Origin of the sequence: Nonomuraea sp. NPDC047529, from assembly GCF_040642995.1 — a bacterium.
Lineage (GTDB): Bacteria > Actinomycetota > Actinomycetes > Streptosporangiales > Streptosporangiaceae > Nonomuraea.
The window spans coordinates 1-18,909 of sequence record NZ_JBEYTJ010000005.1; the positions used below are offsets into that span (position 1 = coordinate 1).

20 protein-coding genes and 1 pseudogene are annotated in these 18,909 nt (G+C 73.9%); 7 read left to right on the top strand and 14 right to left on the bottom strand.

Annotated features, from left to right (window positions below; genetic code table 11):
* Positions 1 to 659: pseudogene (locus ABZ815_RS10140) on the top strand (phospholipid carrier-dependent glycosyltransferase); the annotation flags it as partial.
* A gap of 112 nt (positions 660 to 771) precedes the next feature.
* Positions 772 to 1,971 (top strand): hypothetical protein, encoded by a 1,200-nt coding sequence (locus ABZ815_RS10145; RefSeq protein WP_357696085.1) that lies wholly within the window; start codon positions 772 to 774, stop codon positions 1,969 to 1,971.
* Here the strand turns inward: ABZ815_RS10145 and ABZ815_RS10150 are convergent.
* Positions 1,958 to 2,356 (bottom strand): MerR family transcriptional regulator, encoded by a 399-nt coding sequence (locus ABZ815_RS10150; RefSeq protein ID WP_357696087.1) that lies wholly within the window; start codon positions 2,354 to 2,356, stop codon positions 1,958 to 1,960. The two genes, ABZ815_RS10145 and ABZ815_RS10150, sit on opposite strands and share 14 nt — an antisense overlap.
* 92 nt (positions 2,357 to 2,448) lie before the next feature.
* On the opposite strand from ABZ815_RS10150, the gene ABZ815_RS10155 reads away from it, so the two are divergent.
* Positions 2,449 to 3,390 (top strand): DUF5996 family protein, encoded by a 942-nt coding sequence (locus tag ABZ815_RS10155; RefSeq protein WP_357696089.1) that lies wholly within the window; start codon positions 2,449 to 2,451, stop codon positions 3,388 to 3,390.
* A gap of 214 nt (positions 3,391 to 3,604) precedes the next feature.
* Here ABZ815_RS10155 and ABZ815_RS10160 read toward each other — a convergent pair whose 3' ends face one another.
* A complete protein-coding gene (locus tag ABZ815_RS10160; RefSeq protein ID WP_357696091.1) occupies positions 3,605 to 5,017 on the bottom strand; it encodes an MDR family MFS transporter in 1,413 nt (470 codons plus the stop codon).
* On the bottom strand, positions 5,014 to 5,667 hold the full coding sequence (locus tag ABZ815_RS10165) for a TetR/AcrR family transcriptional regulator (RefSeq protein ID WP_357696093.1): 654 nt from the start codon (positions 5,665 to 5,667) through the stop codon (positions 5,014 to 5,016). Before ABZ815_RS10165 ends, ABZ815_RS10160 begins: the two co-directional genes overlap by 4 nt.
* Before the next feature lie 70 nt (positions 5,668 to 5,737).
* On the opposite strand from ABZ815_RS10165, the gene ABZ815_RS10170 reads away from it, so the two are divergent.
* Entirely contained in the window at positions 5,738 to 6,523 is a 786-nt protein-coding gene (locus tag ABZ815_RS10170) for an alpha/beta fold hydrolase (protein WP_357696095.1), read from the top strand.
* Here ABZ815_RS10170 and ABZ815_RS10175 read toward each other — a convergent pair.
* A complete protein-coding gene (locus ABZ815_RS10175) occupies positions 6,432 to 7,439 on the bottom strand; it encodes a YafY family protein (protein ID WP_357696097.1) in 1,008 nt (335 codons plus the stop codon). The two genes, ABZ815_RS10170 and ABZ815_RS10175, sit on opposite strands and share 92 nt — an antisense overlap.
* A gap of 87 nt (positions 7,440 to 7,526) precedes the next feature.
* Between ABZ815_RS10175 and ABZ815_RS10180 the strand changes: the two genes are divergently transcribed.
* Positions 7,527 to 8,009, top strand: coding sequence for a VOC family protein (locus ABZ815_RS10180; RefSeq protein ID WP_357696099.1), 483 nt, complete (start codon positions 7,527 to 7,529; stop codon positions 8,007 to 8,009).
* Here ABZ815_RS10180 and ABZ815_RS10185 read toward each other — a convergent pair.
* Both ABZ815_RS10185 and ABZ815_RS10190 read right to left on the bottom strand, forming a co-directional pair.
* Positions 7,960 to 8,379: a DUF5360 family protein gene (locus ABZ815_RS10185; protein WP_357696101.1), complete on the bottom strand. Its 420-nt coding sequence runs from the start codon at positions 8,377 to 8,379 to the stop codon at positions 7,960 to 7,962. The genes ABZ815_RS10180 and ABZ815_RS10185 overlap by 50 nt on opposite strands.
* Entirely contained in the window at positions 8,363 to 8,911 is a 549-nt protein-coding gene (locus ABZ815_RS10190; RefSeq protein WP_357696103.1) for a TetR/AcrR family transcriptional regulator, read from the bottom strand. Before ABZ815_RS10190 ends, ABZ815_RS10185 begins: the two co-directional genes overlap by 17 nt.
* Positions 8,912 to 9,007: 96 nt before the next feature.
* Here ABZ815_RS10190 and ABZ815_RS10195 point away from each other — a divergent pair, with 96 nt between their 5' ends.
* Positions 9,008 to 9,799, top strand: a complete 792-nt coding sequence (locus ABZ815_RS10195; protein ID WP_357696105.1) for a maleylpyruvate isomerase N-terminal domain-containing protein — start codon at positions 9,008 to 9,010, stop codon at positions 9,797 to 9,799.
* A gap of 12 nt (positions 9,800 to 9,811) precedes the next feature.
* On the opposite strand, the gene ABZ815_RS10200 is transcribed toward ABZ815_RS10195, so the two are convergent.
* The gene (locus ABZ815_RS10200; RefSeq protein WP_357696107.1) at positions 9,812 to 10,258 is read right to left on the bottom strand and encodes a pyridoxamine 5'-phosphate oxidase family protein; all 447 of its coding nucleotides are present in this window, start codon (positions 10,256 to 10,258) and stop codon (positions 9,812 to 9,814) included.
* A 13-nt stretch (positions 10,259 to 10,271) separates the two neighbouring features.
* Positions 10,272 to 10,655 carry a MerR family transcriptional regulator gene (locus tag ABZ815_RS10205; RefSeq protein WP_357696109.1) on the bottom strand — a complete coding sequence of 128 codons (384 nt, stop codon included), beginning with the start codon at positions 10,653 to 10,655 and terminating at the stop codon, positions 10,272 to 10,274.
* Between the two features lie 78 nt (positions 10,656 to 10,733).
* On the opposite strand from ABZ815_RS10205, the gene ABZ815_RS10210 reads away from it, so the two are divergent.
* Complete coding sequence (locus tag ABZ815_RS10210; protein ID WP_357696111.1) at positions 10,734 to 11,387, top strand: SDR family NAD(P)-dependent oxidoreductase; 654 nt, start codon at positions 10,734 to 10,736, stop codon at positions 11,385 to 11,387.
* Between the two features lie 4 nt (positions 11,388 to 11,391).
* On the opposite strand, the gene ABZ815_RS10215 is transcribed toward ABZ815_RS10210, so the two are convergent.
* The 6 genes from ABZ815_RS10215 to ABZ815_RS10240 are packed head-to-tail and all read right to left on the bottom strand — an operon-like array spanning position 11,392 to position 18,802.
* The gene (locus tag ABZ815_RS10215; protein ID WP_357696113.1) at positions 11,392 to 12,561 is read right to left on the bottom strand and encodes a WD40 repeat domain-containing protein; all 1,170 of its coding nucleotides are present in this window, start codon (positions 12,559 to 12,561) and stop codon (positions 11,392 to 11,394) included.
* 25 nt (positions 12,562 to 12,586) lie between these two features.
* Positions 12,587 to 13,015 carry a carboxymuconolactone decarboxylase family protein gene (locus ABZ815_RS10220; RefSeq protein WP_357696656.1) on the bottom strand — a complete coding sequence of 143 codons (429 nt, stop codon included), beginning with the start codon at positions 13,013 to 13,015 and terminating at the stop codon, positions 12,587 to 12,589.
* Positions 13,015 to 13,812 (bottom strand): methyltransferase domain-containing protein, encoded by a 798-nt coding sequence (locus ABZ815_RS10225; protein WP_357696115.1) that lies wholly within the window; start codon positions 13,810 to 13,812, stop codon positions 13,015 to 13,017. Before ABZ815_RS10225 ends, ABZ815_RS10220 begins: the two co-directional genes overlap by 1 nt.
* Entirely contained in the window at positions 13,809 to 15,470 is a 1,662-nt protein-coding gene (locus tag ABZ815_RS10230) for a fatty acid--CoA ligase family protein (RefSeq protein WP_357696117.1), read from the bottom strand. The genes ABZ815_RS10225 and ABZ815_RS10230 overlap by 4 nt, the downstream gene beginning before the upstream one ends.
* Positions 15,471 to 17,198 (bottom strand): CoA transferase, encoded by a 1,728-nt coding sequence (locus tag ABZ815_RS10235; protein WP_357696119.1) that lies wholly within the window; start codon positions 17,196 to 17,198, stop codon positions 15,471 to 15,473. It abuts the gene before it with no gap.
* The gene (locus ABZ815_RS10240; RefSeq protein ID WP_357696121.1) at positions 17,195 to 18,802 is read right to left on the bottom strand and encodes a class I adenylate-forming enzyme family protein; all 1,608 of its coding nucleotides are present in this window, start codon (positions 18,800 to 18,802) and stop codon (positions 17,195 to 17,197) included. The genes ABZ815_RS10235 and ABZ815_RS10240 overlap by 4 nt, the downstream gene beginning before the upstream one ends.
* Positions 18,803 to 18,909: the final 107 nt, after the last annotated feature.

The following is an 18,909-nucleotide window of genomic DNA, read 5'->3' on the forward strand; positions in this document are numbered from 1 at the left end:
ACGGCCGCAACTGGGACCAGGCCACCTCCTCCGGCCCCTTCTTCTTCCTGTTCGACTCCATGCGCTCCTGGATCCACTACCAATGGCAGGTCTTCTCGTTCCACAACGGGCTGGAGACCTCTCATCCGTACATGTCGGAGCCGTGGCAGTGGCCGCTGCTGCTGCGTCCGGTGGCCTTCTTCTACGAGGGCAAGCAGAACGTGTGCGGGGCCAAGGACTGCTCGGAGGCGGTGCTCGGCGTGGGCACGCCGGTCATCTGGTTCGGCGCGCTGGCCGCGCTGGTGGCCCTGATCGCCTGGTACGTCTCCTCGCGCGACTGGCGGGCGGGGGCGGTGCTGCTGGCGTACGCGATGGGCTGGCTGCCCTGGTTCTACTTCGCCATCTCCGAGAACCGTACGATGTTCCTGTTCTACGCGATCCCCATGGTGCCGTTCATGATCCTGGCGCTGACGTTGTGCGCCGGGTTGCTGATCGGGCCCGCCACGCCGACGGCCGCCGGAGCCATGCCGATGCGCCGCACCTTGGGCGCCGCGGTGGTCGGCGCGTACGCTCTGCTGGCACTGATCAATTTCTGGTGGTTGCACCCGATCTTGTCCGCAGAGGTGATCCCGTACACCGAATGGAAGGCCCGGATGTTGTTCGACAAACGGTGGATCTGACCCGCTCACTGTAGGTAAACATCGGTTTCGTAGGGTAGTCGCTGTGCAAGACCCAATACGCACCGCATTCGGTCATCGTCAGGGCTGGGTGCGATACGGCAAACTTCGAGGCATGAGTGCACCGGATGTCACCGCCCTTCTCGCCGAGTTGGAGCGATCTCAGCCGGACCTGGCCGAGGAGGCCAGGACCGCCGTCGAATGGTTGACGGGTGGGGAGCCGCTGGAGACGGTGACCCAGCTCGACGTCTGCGAGTTCCTCTGGTACACGCTTCCGATCAAGGTGGGCCCGCTCCGGCCCGGAGGCGACCACGAACGCCTGTCCCGCTCGCTCGGGCGACTGCTGCAACTGGGCGGCATGGAACGTTACGCCGCCCTGTGCGTGTCGCCCACGACCGTCCAGATCCTGCGCACCTACGCCCAGGAGGGCGAGGACGCCGGCACCAGCGCCTACCAGAAGGCCCTTGAGGCCACGGGCGTGCTCCCGCCCGACGTTCCCGAGCTGCAATGGAGCATGATCATGGGCCCGGAGGAGCTGGGCGCGCACGTGGCCTGCTCGGCGGCGCTGGAGCTGGCGATCGTCGCCGGCGACGACCTCGACCGCACCGCCCTCACCCGTCGCTGGCTCACCGAGCCCCGCGCCGAGCTGGGCGGCGACAGCTGGCTCAACCGCGTGCACGGCGAACGGCTCAACCGCTGGGTGCTCGGGCGCGGCCCGGCCCGGCGGGAGCTGGCCCAGCCGTTCGAGGTGCGCCTGTACGCGCCGGTGACGCCGCAGCCGCTGCCCGCCCTGCGCAAGCTGCTGTCCCTGGCCGCCTCCGAGGGCAGCCTGCCGCTCCGGCTGGCCCCCTCGCCGCCGGCGCTGCGGCTGCGCGAGCTGGCCGAGCGCGAGCTCGGCGCGATCAGCCGCGACGGCGCCCGGCTGGCCATCACCGACTACGGCCGTCACCTGCTGGGCTCGCCGGAGGCCATGTGGGAGGCGGTCACCCGGCTGCTGCTGGCCAGAGGCGAGCACGAGTTCGAGGTCTCGGCCCGCGAGGCCGCGCTCATGCTGCTGGCGGACGGCGTCCTGATGTCACCCGCCGAGCTGCGCGAACGGGTGGCCGAGGTGGTGGGCGGCGAGGGCTGGCACCCGGCCACGACCCTCGACGACGTCGCCGCGCCGGTCGCCGACCTTGTCTCCCAGCTCACCGCGCTGGGCCTGGCCTTCAGCGACGACCTGGCCGTGCGGATGGCCAGGCCCGGCCAGTACGCGGCCCTCTCCGCGCTGCGCGCCCACGCCCTGCGCCCGCGCAAGTACGTCAGCTCTGGCTGACGGCCTTCACGGCGCGCTTGAACTCGGGGCACTCGACCAGCGGGTCGTGCTCGCACACGGCCGCGTGGCGCAGGCTGTCACGCAGCCGGGTGAGCTGCTGCACCCGCTGGTCGACCTCGCGCTCCTTGGCGGCCATGCGCTCGCGCAGCCGCGTGTCCGCGGGCCTGGCCCGCAGGAACTCGGCGATCTCCGACAGCGTGAAACCGGCGTCGCGGGCGCAGGTGATCAGCGCCAGCCGGTCGAGCGTCTCGGGCAGGTAGACGCGGCGCAGGCCGTTGCGCCCCTCGGCCTCGATGAGCCCCTTGCGCTCGTAGAAGCGCAGCGCGGACGCGGCCAGCCCGGTACGCCTGGCCACCTCGCCAATGTCGATCAACGTGTCCCGCATGCCCCGGCTCCTCGACTTGAACCACCCTTCAAGCCGGATATTAGCGGAGCCCCTCCGACGAGCGATTACGCAGCGTAGTTACGATAGAGGACATGGAGCTCTTTCCGGCCATGCCACTCGAAGAGTGGGCCGACACCAAGGAGACCTTCCACCGCTTCGCGCAGATCGTCGGGAAAATCCGTCTGACGGTGAGTAACCGGCGCAACCACTGGTGGCAGGTGCCGTTCCATCTGACCGGGCGTGGCCTGACGACGCGTCCCATGGGCGGGCTCGGCGAGCAGCCGCTGTTCTGCGTGGACTTCGACCTCGTCCGCCACCGCCTGCTGATCGACGTCCTCGACGGCCGCAGCGCCGAGTTCAGCCTGATCGGGCTGTCGGTGGCCACCTTCCAGTCCCGGCTCTTCCAGACGCTGGCCGACCTGGGCATCCGGCCGGAGATCTGGGCGGTGCCCTACGACCTGGAGGACGAGACGCCGTTCGCCGAGGACACCCGGCACGCGCACTACGACCCGATCCTGATCAACCGCTACTGGCGGATCCTGTCGCAGGTGGCCCAACTGCTCGACCGGTTCGCCGCGGACTTCGGCGGCAAGGTCAGCCCGGTGCATCACTTCTGGCACACGTTCGACATCGCGGTCACCCTCTTCACCGGCCGCCCGGCCGAGGTGTCGGAGGAAGCCGACCCCGTCACGCGCGAGGCGTACAGCCGAGAGGTGATCAGCGCGGGGTTCTGGTTCGGCGACAAGGAACGGCCCTGGCCGGCGTTCTACTCCTACACCGCGCCCGAGCCCGAGGGCCTGGAACGGGAGCCGCTGCAACCCGCCCAGGCCGAGTGGCTGCCCGCGCGCGGCAGCCATCTGGCCGTGCTGCGCTACGACGACGTGCGGGCCATGGGCGACCCGGTGGCGAGCGTGCTGGAGTTCCTGCAGAGCGCCTACCAGGCCGGGGCCAAGCTGACCCACCTGGACACCGAGGAGGTGGCCTGCCCTGGCGGCGTCACCGATCCGTACTACGTCAAGAACCGTCCGGCCTAGGAGACGCGAAAGCCCGCCCTCCGGGGAGGGCGGGCTTCCACGTGTGCGTGTACCGGTGTGCAGGTCGCCTCTCGGCGAAAGGCACAACGCGGCTCCAGCCGAACGGTAGTCCGCGAAGGCAATAGGTGAGGCCCGGGGACACTGGACACACCGGCCACGGTTTATGTAACGGGGGTCCCTGCCGGAACATTCCCCGCGTTTCCCCGATTTCCTCTCAAACTCTGGCGGGCTGCCTCGCCGGGAGCCCGGTCTCGCGGACCAGCAGCAGGGCGGCGACCGCCAGCAGGCCCGCGACGCCCCCGGTCCAGGCGACGGTGGAGCCCACGGCCGCCGCGGTGACGTGCCCGCCGACGAGCGACTGGGCGCAGGCCAGCCCGAAGGAGCCGCCGAGCTGCTTGGACAGCGCCGAACCCGCCGTCGCCGTGCCCATGTCGGCCTGAGGGACGCTGCTCTGGGTGGCGATGGTGAGCCCGCCCATCGCCGGGCCCGTACCGAGCCCCACGAGCAGCAGCCAGAACCCGACCAGGAACGGCGAGGTGCCAGGACCCAGCAGGGCGAAGGCGAGCGTGCCGGCCGTCACCAGCGCGGCCCCGGTCAGCAGCACCGGCCTGGTGTGCCCGGAACCCAGCACGAGGACCGCCGTCAGCCGGTTCCCGACGATCATGCCCACCAGCATCGGGAGCAGCAGCAGGCCGGAGACCGTGGCCGACAAGCCGCGTACGTGCTGAAGATGGAGCGGCAGCAGGACGCCCGCGGGCAGCCCCGCCACCTGGAAGAAGAACCCTCCGGCGAGCAGCGCCGCGTACGTGCGGCGGCGCATCAGCCGTGGCGGCAGCACCGGCGTGTCGGCCCGCCGCTCGACGGGGACGAGCGCGACCAGCAGCGCCAGCCCGCCGAGCAGCGAGCCGAGCACGGCAGGGTCGGTCCAGCCCCGGCCGGTGTTGCCCTTGAGGCTCAGGCCGATCAGCACCAGCGACAGGCCCGCGGTGAGCAGGGCGATCCCGGCCGCGTCGAGCCTGCCGGAGGTGCGCGGCGGACGCCGGCCGGGCAGGAGCAGCGCGATCAGCGTGGCCGCGACCGCGCCGACGGGCAGGTTGACCAGGAACGCCCAGCGCCAGCCCGCGTGGTCGGCGAGCAGGCCGCCGACCAGCGGGCCGCCGACCATGCCGACGATCATCATGGCGGCCAGCAAGGCCTGCATGCGGATCAGGCCCTCGGCCCGGTGGGGCGGATGGAGGTCGCGGATCAGCGCCATGCCCAGGGTGAGCAGGGCGCCCGCGCCGATCCCCTGGACGGCCCGGCTGACGATCAGGATCTCCATCGAGCCGGCGAGTCCGCAGGCCAGCGAGCCGGCCAGGAAGATCGCGACCCCGGAGAGGAGGAGGCGGCGGCGGCCGTACAGGTCGGAGAAGCGGCCGTAGACGGGGACGCTCACGGAGGAGGTGAGCAGGTAGGCGGTGATCAGCCAGACGTACCAGGAGGTGGTGCCGCCGACCTGCTCGACGATGCGCGGGAGCGCGGTGCCGATGACGGTGCCGTCGAGCATGCCCAGGAAGGCGCAGCCCAGTAAGGCGAAGGTGACCGCGGTGCGGCTGCGGGGCGCCAGGTCCTCGTAGAGGTCGGTCAAGGACGTTCGCCGCCCGTGAGCGCGCCGTTCAGGAACAGGTCGACCAGCTCCGCCGAGCCGAGCGGGGACGGGCCGCGGCCGGCCGCCATCACCATGAACTGGAAGGCGTCGGCCAGGTGTTCGGGGGCCAGCCTGAGCCGGTCGCGCTCGGGCTCGAACAGCCCGGCCAGAGCCTCACGCGACGCCGCCATCGACTCCTCTCGCCCGGACGCGGGCCGCCCTCCCGCACCGCCTGACGCGCCGGGCCGCTCGCCTTCGCCGTGGCCAGGGGCGGGGGCGGGGCGGCGCAGGCCGCCCGTGGTGGCGAGGGCGCCCGCCACCGCGCCCATCCTGGCCAGGTAGCCGCGCAGCGCCTCGGCCGCCTCCAGCAGCCGTTCGGCCAGCGGCAGGTCGAGGGAGATCGCGGACACGTGGGCGAGGGTGTCGTCGGGGCGCAGCGCCTCCGCCATGCAGGCGGCCAGCAGCGCCTCCTTGTCGCCGAAGGCGCGGAAGATCGTGCCCTCGCCTATGCCCGCCGCGCGGGCGACCTGGGCGGTGGTCACGGAGGTGCCGTACTCGACCACCAGCGGGAGGGCGGCCTTCACGATCATCTCGCGGCGTCGTTCGGGGCTCATCGCCGGCGCTCGCCGCCGGCTCGTCTCGTTCGTCATGCCTTCGACAGTACGGAGTGAGTACTCACTCCGTCAAGGGCACCAGCGCCGCCATGGCACCATCGAAGGCGTGCCTTTCGCCATGACGACGGGCGGCGTCAAGCTGTCCTACCAGGTCCGCGGCAGTGGCCCCGCGCTCGTGCTGCTCCAGGGCCAGGCCAACAACCACCGCTGGTGGGACCCGGTCCGCGACGACTTCGACCGCGCCCACCGCACGATCACCTTCGACTACCGCGGCACCGGCGACAGCGACAAGCCCGACGAGCCGTACACCACGCGCGGGTTCGCGGAAGACGTGCTGGCCGTGCTCGACGACCTCGGCGTCACCCGTGCCGACGTCTACGGCACGTCGATGGGCGGCCGGGTGGCCCAGTGGCTGGCCGCCGACCATCCCGGCCGCGTGGGGGCGCTCGTGCTCGGCTGCACCTCCCCCGGCGGCGTCCACGGCCTGGAACGCGGCGACGACGTGCGCAGATCGCTGGCGCAACCCGACCGGGCCGCCGCCGGGCGGGCGCTGCTGGAGCTGATGTACACGCCGGGCTGGCTGGCCACGCATCCCGGGCCGTACCGCACGGTGGGCGATCCCGGCATGCCCGCCCACGCCCGCCGCCGCCATCTGGCCGCCAGCGCCGGGCACGACGCCTGGGCCGTCCTGCCCGCCATCGCCGCTCCGACGCTGGTCGTGCACGGCACCGACGACGTGTTCAACCCCGCCGCCAACGCCCCGCTGCTGGCCGGGCGCATCCCCGGGGCGGAGCTCCGGCTCATCGAGGGGGCCCGGCACGCCTACTTCGAGGAGTTCCGCGAGGTGGCGAGCCCGCTGGTGCTGGAGTTCCTGGCGCGCTCGCGCGGGTGAGACGGGCGGCCAGTCCGCGCAGGTGGGCGACGAGCTCGGGCGGCTCGTGCACCTCGAACTCGCAGCCGAGCGTGATCAGCCGGAAGGCCAGCCAGTCCAGGGTGTCGGCGGAGGCGCGCAGGAGGCAGGTGCGCCCGTCCAGCGGGGTGACCTCGCCGGGGACGGCCCTGGCGACGTCCTCGGCGGGCGCGTGCAGGGTCACGACCGCCCCGTACGTGGGCGCGCCCGAGTAGAGCTTGGCGGCGACGTACGCGGCGGGGTCCTCCGGCTCGGTCGTGGTGATCCGGGCGCCCGTGGCCCGTACGTCGTCGATGCGGTCGACGCGGAAGAGGCGCCGGTCGTCCCGGTCGTGGTCGTGGGCCAGCAGGTACCAGCGCCGGCCGGCGGCCACCAGGCGGTGCGGGTCCACGAGCCGGGCGCTCTCGGCGCCGTCGGCGGCCAGGTAGCGGAAGCGCACCCGTTCGCGATTGGCGACGGCCATGGCCAGCGCGGTGAGCCGGCCGGGATCGACGTCGAACCCCTCCACGCCGGGAAGCGGAACGGTCGCGGCGCCGAGCGAGGCCACCCGGTGGCGCAGCCGGGACGGCAGCACCTGCTCCAGCTTGGCCAGCGCGCGTACCGACGCCTCCTCGATGCCCTGCACGGGATGCCGGGCGGCGGTGACCAGGCCGACGGCGATCGCGACGGCCTCCTCGTCGTCCAGCAGCAGCGGCGGCATGGCCGTGCCCGCGACCAGCCGGTAGCCGCCATCGGCCCCCATGGTGGCCACCACCGGGTAGCCGAGGTCGCGCAGCCGCTCGACGTCGCGCCGGACGGTACGGCGGCTGACCCCGAGCCGCTCGGCCAGCTCGCCGCCGGGCCATTCGCGCGGGGTCTGGAGCAGCGACAGCAGGTTCAGCAACCGCAGGGACGTCATGCGTCCAAGAATGCCGTCGATGTAGGACAGGAACCGACCTACTGACCTTCTACCGTCTTCTCGACGCACCGATCGAGGAGGAACCTCATGACCGTCAACCCCATTCGCGAGGGCTACACCAGCGTGACGCCGTGGATCATCTCGCGTGACACGGCAGGGCTGATCGACTGGCTCAAGGCCGCCTTCGACGCCGTGGAGCTGGGCCGGATGGCCGGCCCGGAGGGCGAGGTCCAGCACGCCGAGGTGCGGATCGGCGACGCCGTGGTGATGATGTTCGACGCCCGGCCCGAATGGCCCGCGACCCCCGCTTTCCTCCGCCTGTTCGTGCCCGACGCCGAGGCCGTCCACCGCCGGGCGGTCGAGGCGGGCGGCACGTCCGTCACCGACGTGACGCACCTGTTCTTCGGCGACCTGGTCGGCCGGGTACGCGACCCCTGGGGCAACCTGTGGTGGATCCAGACCCACGTCGAGGACGTCTCCGCCGAGGAGGCGCAGCGCCGCCTGACCGACCCCGAGTTCGTCAAGGCGATGGAATACGTCCAGAGTGCGGACTTCTTCCCCGGGCGGTGAGCGCGGCGATGGCCGGGAGCGGGAAGAGCAGCAGGTAGAGGTTGGGGATCCACCAGGCGAGCGAGAAGTCGCCGCGCAGCGTCCAGAACGCGATCGCCATCAGCCCCGAGGCCATCGTCAGCACCAGCGAGACCAGCATCAACGGCTCGCCCGCGGGCCGGCCGCGGCGCAGGAGCCACAGGCTGGTCAGGCCCGTGGCGCTGGCCAGGAGGTCGATCCAGAGGAACGACCAGTTCCAGTCGACCATCAGCGGATCGGCATAGTCGGCGAAGGCCCACTCGGGCGGGATCAGGCCGAGGCCGGTGACCGTGAAGTAGGCCACGAAGCAGAGATCCGTCAGCAGCATCAACGCCTTAGTCGCGCGCAGCACGGTCGATGGCCTCCATCAGGTAGCGGCGGGTGGGTTCATGCAGGTCGGGGCCGGGTTCGCTGAGGCCGAGCAGGCGGGCGGCCCACCATCCGTCCACGGCCAGCCGGACGGCGGTCGCGGCGGCCGGGTCGATGCCGTCGTCGGCCAGCCGGGCCTGCCAGGCCGCGAACCGCTCGCGCAGCGGCTCCAGCCCGGCCGGATCGACCAGCACGCCCGCCAGGAGCGCGGCGGTGACCCGGTCGGCCGGTGCGGACGCGGTGTGCCGCTCGGGGATCGTGGCCCGTACGTAGGCCCGCAGGAAGTCGCCCGGCCGGCCGCCCGCCGACGCCAGCGCCGCGTCGAAGGCGTCGGTCAGCCGCGCGACCATGGCGCCGACCAGGGCCTGCTTGGTCGGGAAGTGGTAGAACAGGCCGCCTTTGGAGACGCCGGCCCGCCGGGCGACCGCCTCCAGCGTCAGGGACTCCGCCCCTTCCGTCAGCAGCACGTCGGCGGCGGCGTCGAGCAGCCGCTCCTTGGCACTCGGTCGTGGCATGGCTATTACTGTACCGGCTGACCGGTACAGTTTCGAGTGTTGGATCTCGCGCATAACCACCTCCGGAATCCGAACCCGGCTGATCGGAGTGAGCCCATGGATCATGTCGCGCAGTTCAACAGGGAGGTCCGGGCGTTCGAGGCGGTCGCGCGGCGGGCGACCTCGTCGGGCGGCGCGCCCCTCGTGCCGTCGTGTCCCGGGTGGTCGGTCGCCGACCTGGTCATCCATCTGGGCGCGGTGCACCGGCACGTGCACGCGGTCGTCCGTGACCGCCTCCCCGGGCTGCCCGACCCGGGCGACCTCGCCGTCCTGGGGCTGCCCGCGGACATCGGCGACTGGCCGCACCCCGACCGCGCCCCCAACACCGGGCCGGTGCCCCCGGCCGTGCTCGACTGGTTCGCCGAGGGCGCCTCGCTGCTGGGGGCGCGGTTCGCCGCCGACTCCCCCGACGCCCCCGCCTGGACGTGGTCCCGGGAGCAGACCGTCGGGTTCTGGCAGCGCATGCAGGCCATCGAGGCGGCCGTCCACCGCTGGGACGCCGAGAACGCGATCGGCCCGGCCGCCCCGATCGACGCCGCGTTCGCCGCCGACGCCGTCACCCAGGTCTTCGAGGTGATGGCCCCCGCCCGCCGGTCCTGGACACAGGCCCCGCCCGGCACGGGCGAGCGCTACCTGTTCCGGCAGACGGACGGGCCGGGGACGTGGGCGGTGTGCTTCGACGGCGACGACGTCCGGCTCACCGGCGGCTCCGAGGGGGCCGTCGAGCTGGCCGGGACGGCCTCCGACCTGCTGCTGCACCTGTGGCGGCGGCTGCCCGCCGACCGGCTGGACGTGCGGGGCGACCGGGCCATGCTCGACCGCTACTTCACGCTCGTCCCACCGGTGTGACCTGCGCCGGCCTCACGCCTCCTGGTCGAGCCGCTCGACCACGACCCCGCCCGGGTGCAGGGGCAGGCGGCGGCCGGACATGCGGTCCAACGGCAGCCGCACGAGCACCGGGTCGGCCAGCTCCGGCCAGGGCGCGCCGGTCAGCCGTTCCAGCCGCCCGGCCTCGTCCCGATCCCGGACGACCTCCGCGACCCCGGTCACCAGCACGCTCCACCCGGCCCGCATCGCCGGCTCCATGTCGTCGATCTCGAACGCCATCGGCACGTGATGCTCGATCGCCTCCAGGATGCGGCCCGGCGGGATCCTGAACACGACGGTGTCGGCGTCGAGCGTGAAGTTCACCGGCAGGACGATGATCGTGCCGCCCGGCCGCGCCCACGCCACCCGCCCCACGGGAACCGAGGACAACAGGGCCAGGCACTCCTCGCGATCCATCGTCCGGATGGCACCCAAATCCATGCCGTCCATCCTCTCACCTGGGCGAACGCTCCCTCTGGAGAGGCTCGCGGGCGGTGGCGAGCATCGAGTCGAGCGCCTTCTGCGAGGCGGCCAGGCGGCTGATCTCGCCGCTGATGCGGGCGCGCTCGCGGTTGAGGTTGTCCATCATCTCGGGGCAGGACGAGGGCACCATGTGGTCGCCGTCGTCGTGGACGCAGTGCAGCACCCGGGTGATGACCGACGTGGGCAGACCGGCTTCGAGCAGCGCGCGGATGTGGCGCACCTCCGCGACGTCCGTCTCGGCGTACTCGCGGTAGCCGTTCGGCAGGCGCAGCGGTTTGAGCAGGCCCTGGTCCTCGTAGTAGCGCAGCAGCCTGCGGCTCACTCCGGTCTGCCGGGCGAGATCGCCGATTCGCATGGGAACCTCCGGATTGACCTTCACATGGATGTGACCCTTTATCGTGCCCATTGTCGCCAATGCAGATGGGAGATGAAGGTGTCCGGAGCAGTGATCATCGGGGCGGGGCCGGGGATCGGGCAGGCGGTGGCGCGCCGGTTCGCCGCCGAGGGGTTGCCGGTCGGCCTGGTCGCGCGGAGCGCGCGGACCGTGGAGGCCGCGGCGGCGGCCCTGTCCACGTACGGCGTGCCGGTCGCCACGGCGGTGGCCGACAGCACCGACGAGGACGCGTTGCGCGCCGCGCTCGACAAGGCGGCGGCCGAACTGGGCCCGCCCGACGTCGTGGTCTACAACGCCGCGATCATCCAGGCCGACCGGCCGGGTGAGCTGACGGCGCGGGCCCAGCTCGACGCGTACGCGGTCAACGTCGTCGGCGCGCTCACCGCCGCCGCCCACGTGGCGCCGGGGATGGCGCGGCGCGGCGGCGGCACGTTCATCGTCACGGGCGGCATGCCGTCCCCCAAGCCGACGTACGTGAGCCTGTCACTGGGCAAGGCCGGCGTGCGGACCCTGGTGACGCTGCTCGACCAGGAGTACGGCGCGGATGGCGTCCATGTGGCCAGCGTCACCGTGGCCGGAGCGGTCGCCCCAGGCACCGACTTCGACCCCGACGACATCGCCGAGCACTACTGGCGCCTGCACACCCAGCCCCGCGCCCAGTGGGAACACGAGGCCCAGCACCTCGGCGCCTGACCCCTCACCAGGCGACGACCGGCGACTCGCCCTCGCCCGAGCGCTTCCCCGCGTCGATCCCCACGGACGTGGTGGACCCGTCGGCTAGGTCGACCCGGTGCGCCCGCCATCCGTACGTGTACAGCAGTTGCCCGCCGGCCCCGTCGACACTGAAGTGGAGGCCCGCCGAGGCCCCCCGCGGCAGGGTCAGCCGCGCCACCACCTGTGGCCGCCCACCCCCCACCGGGACCCGCTCGACGTCGTGACCGGTGGAGTAGAGCAACGCGTCCCCGTCCGGGGTGAAGGCCACCGACTCGGGGATCCACACCGCCCTGTCCGGCGTGACCGGCCGCGACGCGGCGACCAGATCGGAGCCCTCGTTCCCCAGGTCGAGCACGCTGACGCCCCCTGGGAGCATCGCCGTGGCCAGCCGCCGCCCGTCCGGGGCCCAGGCCAGGCCCATGACGTGGGTGTTCTCGCGGGTGACCCAGTCGCGCCGCCGCCCGGTGGCCAGTTCGAGGACCGCCACCTTGGTCCCGCCGCCGATGAGCGTGACGGTGTAGGCGAGCCTGGTGGCGTCCTGGCTGAGCGCCATCGCGGTCACCTGGTCGGGCTCCGGTTCCAGGGCGGGCACGAGCTCCGGCTCGCCGGGCCGTCCTCTCTCGTCGAGACGGATGCGGAAGAGCCGCAGGGGCGTGTCCGGCCCCGTCCATCCGGCCAGCACGAACGTGCGGTTGTCGGGGGCGGCGGCGACGAGGTGCCAGGAGGAGCGCACCCCGGGCGGCAGCGGCACGGCCGCCACGAAGGCGCCCGTCACGGCGTCGTTCACGGCGGGCGGCACCGGCGTGGCGTGCGCCGTCTTGGACGAGTCCGTGGAGGAGAAGATCGGCGCCCTGGCGGTGACGAAGAAGCGCGGCGGCCCGGTCGCCGTCAGGCGCTTGCCCGTCGCCATGGGCTCGGCCAGGGAGGTCGCCGGGACCAACGGCGGCGGCCGGAAGGACGACGGCGAGGGGGTCGACCCCGGCGACGTCGAGGAACCCGTGTCCACGAGGGGCATCGCCGGCGCCAGGCTGGACGACGGGGGCGCGGACGGGGCGTTCACCAGGGACACCCGCCGGGTCGCCGGGTCGGCGCAGGCGCCGGTCAGGGTGAGCACGATCAGGCCCGCTAAGGCCACCTCCGTACGGGATCGCATGTTCCGATCGTGCCACAGCGGCCGCCTATCCGGCGGGCGGACCGGCGGCGATCGCCACCCGGTTCCAGACGTTGATGGCGGCGATCGTCCACAGCAGGTGGGCCAGCCGGGTCTCGTCGAAGTGCTCGCGGGCCGCGTCGAACACCTCCTCCGGCACCCCCGCCTCGTCGATCCTGGTCATCGACTCGGTGAGCGCCAGCGCCGCGCGTTCGGGCCCGGTGAACAGGGTGCTGTCGCGCCAGAGGGCGAGGGTGCGCAGGCGTTCCTCGTCCTCGCCCGCCTCCAGGGCGCGGCGGGTGTGCATGCCGAGGCAGACCGTGCAGCCGTTGAGCTGCGAGGCGCGCACCCGGACGAGCTCGGCGAGCGCCGGATCCAGCTCCCGGCTCGCGGCGGCGTCGAAGCGGGCCATCGCGGAGTGCACGCCGGGCGTGGCGCCGTACAGGTCGATGCGCATCACGACGCCTCCAGGGGGCGGCGGCCCTGCACGGAATAGGTCACGCACGAGGTGGCGCGGAAGTCCGGGTGGGCCAGTAGGGCGCGCACGTCGGCGAGCTGCCGGTCGGTCAGGCCCTCCTCGGCGAACCGGTCGCGCAGGTGCCTGGTGTGGTGGGCGACCAGCCGTGCCCCCGGCGAGCGCGCGTCCCACAGCTCGACCCGGGGCCTGGGGTCGACGCCGGTCAGCCCGGCCCGTCGCATCGCGTCCGCCGCGTGACGTCCCCAGGCGACGTCCACCCCGGCGCGCGTCATCACGCGGATCTTGGCCCGCATGAACGTGTCGTAGAGCTCGGCCGCGTCCGGACCGGGCATCAGCAGCCCCGGGCCGTACGTGATGTCGAACTCGTCGAGCTGCAGCACGCCGCCCGGCCTGAGCGCGCGCACCAGCCGGTCGAGCACGGCCAGCCGCTCGGGCAGGAGCAGCAGCACCAGCCGCGCGTGCACCACGTCGAACGCGCCCTCCGGCAGCGGGTCGCGGACGATGTCGTGCCGGACCACCTCCAGCCCGGGGGCGACGGGCTCGAAGGCGGGCTCGATGTCGGTGGCCAGCACGCTCCCGGCGGACCCGACGCGACGGGCCAGCCACTCGGCCACGCTGCCGCCGCCCGCGCCCACCTCCAGGCACCGCATGCCGGGGCCGACGCCCGCCTCGGCCAGGCGTTCCAGGGTCATCGGGTCGTAAGCCTGCTCCAGGCACCGGTGCTGCTCGGCGACGTGGTCGCGGAAGTCGCCGAACATGTAGGCCGTCCGGCTCATCGGCCGCTCCTCATCGGGCTGCGGGGGACGGGCACCGCCGACTGCGCGGCCAGGCGGGCGAGGGTGGCGGCGCACACCTTGCCGGTCGGGCCGAGCGGCAGTTCGGGCAGCCAGAGGAAGCGTTCGGGGAGCTTGCGCCGGTCCAGGCCGCGTTCCTCGCGCAGGTAGACGATCAGCTCGGCCGGGGACGGCGGTCTCGCGCCCGGCCGGGGCGACACGCAGGCGCACATGCGCTCCCCCAGGTCGTCGTCCGGCACCGGGACGCAGAAGGCGTCGGCGACGTCGGGATGGGCGCTGAGCTCGCGTTCGACCTCGGCCGGGGAGATGCTGAGGCCGCCGCGCATCACGACGCGCTTGATCCGGTCGAGCACCCAGAGCGTGCCGTCGGGGTCGAGACGGCCCAGGTCGCCGGTGCGGACCCAGCCGCCGGGGGCGCGGTAGCGGTCGTCCAGGTCGGGGGCGGCGACGTAGCACAGGGGGGTCATCGGGCCCAGCGCCCAGATCTCGCCCGCCTCGCCCGGCGGCGCCGGATGCCCTTCGGCGTCCCGGATCGTGATCTCGGCCACGGCCGGGTCCGGGGTTCCGGCCAGGCCGGGGGCCCACCGGTCCGGGGTGCGGCCGGTGTGGCAGTTGACGCCGTCGGTGGAGCCGTACACGTTGACCAGCGGCACGCCGAAGCGGCGGGCGCACGCCTGCCTGGCCTCGCCGTGCAGGGGCTGGGCGCTGGTGACGACGCGGCGCAGCGACGACAGGTCGGCCTCGGCGGCCGAGTCGGCCATGCGGCGCAACATCGTCGGGACGGCGTACAGGTGGGTGGGGCGGTGCCGCTCGACGGCGCGCAACGCGTCGGCGGCGTCGAAGCGGGCGCGCAGGACGAGGGTGCCGCCGTGGCGGGCCAGCAGGACGGAGGTGCCGCAGGAGCCGTACGAGGAGGCCAGGGAGACCAGCAGCAGGTTGCGGGTGGGCCCGTCCTCGCCCAGCACGGCCCGCAGGTAGGCGCCCCGGCCGCCGGCCATGGCGTTGTGGGAGTAGGCGACCATCTTCGGCTCGGACTCGGTGCCGGAGGAGAGCAGGATGCGGGCGGGCCACTCGGCGGGCGGGCACGCGGGCCGCCACGCGCGCACGTCCTGCTCGTCCACCTGGTCGAGCGAGCGGGTGCCCGGCGTGGGCGCGCCGAACGTCCACGTCTGCTCCAGATACGGCAGCCCGGCCCGCAGCCCCAGGGCCAGCTCGGGCACGGTGATCAGCGCGGCCGCCCGGGAGCGGTTCAGCAGGCTCGTGATGTCGCGCTGCCCCCGCGTGTGCGGGATCGGCAGGGCCACCGCGCCGACGGCGGCCACCGCCAGTTCGGCCACCACCGCGTCGCGCCCGTTGGGCAGCAGGACGGCGACGATGTCGGCCGGCCCACGCCCGGCGGCGGTCAGGGCGGCGGCGGCCCGGCGCACGCGGGCGTCCAGGGCGGCGAAGTCGAGCGAGCCGGTCTCGTCGGCGACCGCCTCACGCTCCGGCGTCCGCCGTACGTGCCGGCTGAACAGGCGGTACAGGTCCAGGTCGGGGCACAGGCCGCGGGCGGTCCATTCCGCGCGCACGCTCCTGGGTACGCGGTCGGCCAGGACGATCCCGTTGGCGGACGTCCAGGGCAGGGGGTCGGTACGCATTCAGAGGGCCTCCTCGTGTCGGTGGGCTGGCACGAAAGTCCAGGGGGCACGGCTGTAGGCGGCTTGGGGGGTGCGGTCGAGCACGCCGTCGAAGGCGGGGTCGTCGGCCATGGCGGCCAGATCCGTCACGGGGGTGACCCGCGGACCGGCAGGAGCCCTCCCCGGCGGGGTGGCGCGCAGGAGGCGGGCCGCGTCGATGAGCGCCGTGGCCGCGCGCACCCCGGCGCCGCTGCGGGCACGGGCCACCAGGGCGGCGACGACGGCCTCGGCGCTGATGAGCGCGCCCAGCACGTCGGTGAGCGTCATGAGGGACGGCGCGGGCCGCTCGCCTGGTCCGGCCAGCAGCGCCGCCACCCCGCTGTACGCCTGCACCAGGTAGTCGGTGCCCATGGGCTGCGGCGGAGGCAGCGCCTCGGCCCAACCCCCGGCCTGCGCGTACACCAGGGACGGCCGGACGGGCGCGAGGTCCTCGTGGTCCAGCCCGTACGCGCCGGCCCGTCCGGGGGGCCAGTTGTGCAGGAACACGTGCGCGCAGGCGATCAGGCGTACGGCGGCCCGGCGGCCCGCGCCGGACTTGAGGTCGGCTTCGAGGGCACGTTTGCCCCGGTTGAGCGCGAGGAACCGGGCCGAGGTCGGCCCCGCCATCGGCGGCACGCCGCGCAGCGGGTCCCCGCCGGGCGGCTCCAGCCGTACGACGTCCGCGCCGAGCAGCCCGAGCACGTGCCCGGCGAGCGGCCCCTGCACCCGGTTGGTGGACTCCACGACGAGCAGCCCGGCCAGCGGGCCCCGGGCGTCCCGCGCGAGCGGCGGCAACCCGGACGGTTCCCCTGCGACGCCGGTCAGCTCGCGCAGCCGCCACGGGGAGGCGGGCGAGGGCGCCAGCGGCGCGTCCGCGTCCCGGACGGGGAGCACGCTGACCCCGGCCTCCGCCGCGGCCGCCACGACGTCCCGGTACCGGGCGGCGGCGGCGGTCTCGCCCAGCGCCGGCGGCAACGTGCAGGTCGCCGTCGCGAACCGCTGCTGGAACGGCGGCCAGCCCGCCGCCACGGCCTTCGGCTCGGCGTCCAGCACGGCCCAGAACAGCCGCCAGCGCTCCGCGTCGAACGTCTCGATCTCGAACGGCACCCCGTCCGTCGACCGGAACGGCGGCACCCGCCCCTCCCCCGAGCACGCCGTGCGCCCCGGCGTACCGAGGACGGGCAGGTCGGAGCGCTCGCAGGTGGCGACGGCGATGTACTGGGTGAGCGCGAGCAGCGCCGCCTGCGCGACGGACGTGCGCGCCGCCAGGGCGGGCCCGCCGCGCAGCAGCGCGAGCAGGACCGCCGTGAGCGCCTGTGCGGTGAGCACCCCCGCGCACACCGACGCGTAGTCCAGCCGCAGCGCCCGTGGCCCGCCGGTGGCCCGCCCGTGCACGTGGGCGATCCCGCAGGCCGCCTGCACGTCGCGCTCGCCCGCCATCGGCACGCCCACCGGCCCCGACCAGCCGATCCCGCACTCCGGCAGCGCCTCCCCCGGCATGCCGAACGGCGCGGACGCGACCCCCAGCCACCCGGCGGGCGCCCCGGCCGGCGGCGGCGCGTCGTCGAACCGGACCTCGCAGCCCAGCGCGTACAACCGCTGGACGGCCACCCGCAGCGCGACCGACTCGCCCCGTGCCCGCACGACCACCCCCGCCAGCGGCCAGGCGGCCACGTCCCGCTCGCCGGTGGCCCGCGGCCCCGGCGTCACGTCCAACGCCCTGTGCCGTACGTGTCCGGGGTCTCGCCCAGCAGTTCGCGCAGCGCCGTCCTGCGGACCTTGCCCGTACCGGTGCGGGGGACCTGATCCCAGGTGATCACCACGGGGTCGGCCAGCTCGGGCAGGTCGGCGACGGCCCGCCGCCACGCGTCGCGGTCGAGCGTGCCATCCTCGGTGACCACGACCGGCACGGAAGGCCGTCCGGGAACGCCCAGGATCACGCACTCCAGCACGCCGGGCAGCCGGTCGTCGATCACGTCCTCCAGCTCGACGCAGCTCACGCCCGGGATCGTGTCGGTCTCCCGGTCCACGAACCGCACCCGCCCGGTACGGCCGATCGCCCCCAGGTCGCCGGTGTGCCACCACTGTCCGAGCCGCTTGCCCAGCCAGCGTTCCTGCTCCCCGACGTACCCCAGGCACAGGGCCTTGGTCCGGCAGACCACCAGGCCGCTCGCGCCGCGCGGCACCGGACGCAGCGTCTCGCGGTCCACCACCCGCAGCCGGGTGCGCGTGGGCACCGGGCGTCCGAGGTCGCGCGTGGTCGGGTGCCGGGTGTCGCCGTCGGCCAGGGACCTGCGGGTGAGCAGGCGGAAGGTCAGCGGCCCGGTCTCGCTCTGCCCCCAGCCCTGCATCCACACCGGCCGCCGGTGCCGGGTGGCGTCCAGGAAGGCCCGTACGGTCGGCGGGTGCATGGCGTCGAACGTGCTGACGAACAGGCGTACCCGCGCGAACGGGCCGCCGTCGCCGAGCGTCCGCCGCTGCCATCGCACGTACGTGGCCGGCAGCGCCTCCAGCGTCGTGGGCCGGTGGCGGGCCAGGAACGGGCCGGCCTCGTCCCAGCCGGGGGCGGAGACGGCCAGCAGCTTGGCGGGGCCCAGCCACAACACGCTCGCGGTCCAGGCCAGCGCCCGCCCGTGGGCGAAGGACATGGCGCCGGCCACGACGTCGTCGGGTCGGCTGCCCAGCACCGGCCACCGGTGGGCCTCGAACCCGGCCAGGCGGCGCAGCAGCGTACGGGTGGAGTGCACGACGAGCTTGGGCACGCCGGTCGTCCCCGAGGTGTGCATGACGGCCAGCGGGTCGTCCAGCGCGGGCCGGTGCACCGGCGGCACGGCCCAGCCGCGGACGTCGTCCAGGGACAGCAGCCCCTCCGCCGGGCCGTCGACGACCAGGACGCGGGGCGCCTGCCAGGCCACGCCGGGCAGGGCGACGAGGGCGGAGTCGGTGACGAGGAGCGCGGGCTCCAGCCGTTTCAGCAGGATCTCCAGCACGTCGGGCGCCAGGTGCGCGGACAGGGTGGCGGGCACCGCCCCGATGCGCGCGGCGGCGCAGGACAGCAGCACGTAGTCCCAGTGGTTGCGCTTGACGATGGCGACCCGGTTGCCGCGGCGCGCGCCGGCGGCGGCCAGCCAGCCGGCGGCCTCCCGGACCAGCTCCGCCAGGTCCGAGATTTCGAGATCGGTGCCGAGATGGGGGGCGATGTCCAGGGGGCGGCTCAGATGCACGCCGGTCCTGCGCCCGCGCTCGGCGAGGTCGTCGAAAAGGGTGCCCAACTCGATGGGCCGGGTGAAGAAGGCCATCTGCATTCTCTCCATGCGCGTACGTCCATGACAGGCGGCGTCTTGACGGGCGGGCGCCGATGACGGGCGGTGTCTGTGGCGGGCGGTTGTCTGTGGCGGGCGGTTGTCCGTGACGAGCGGTT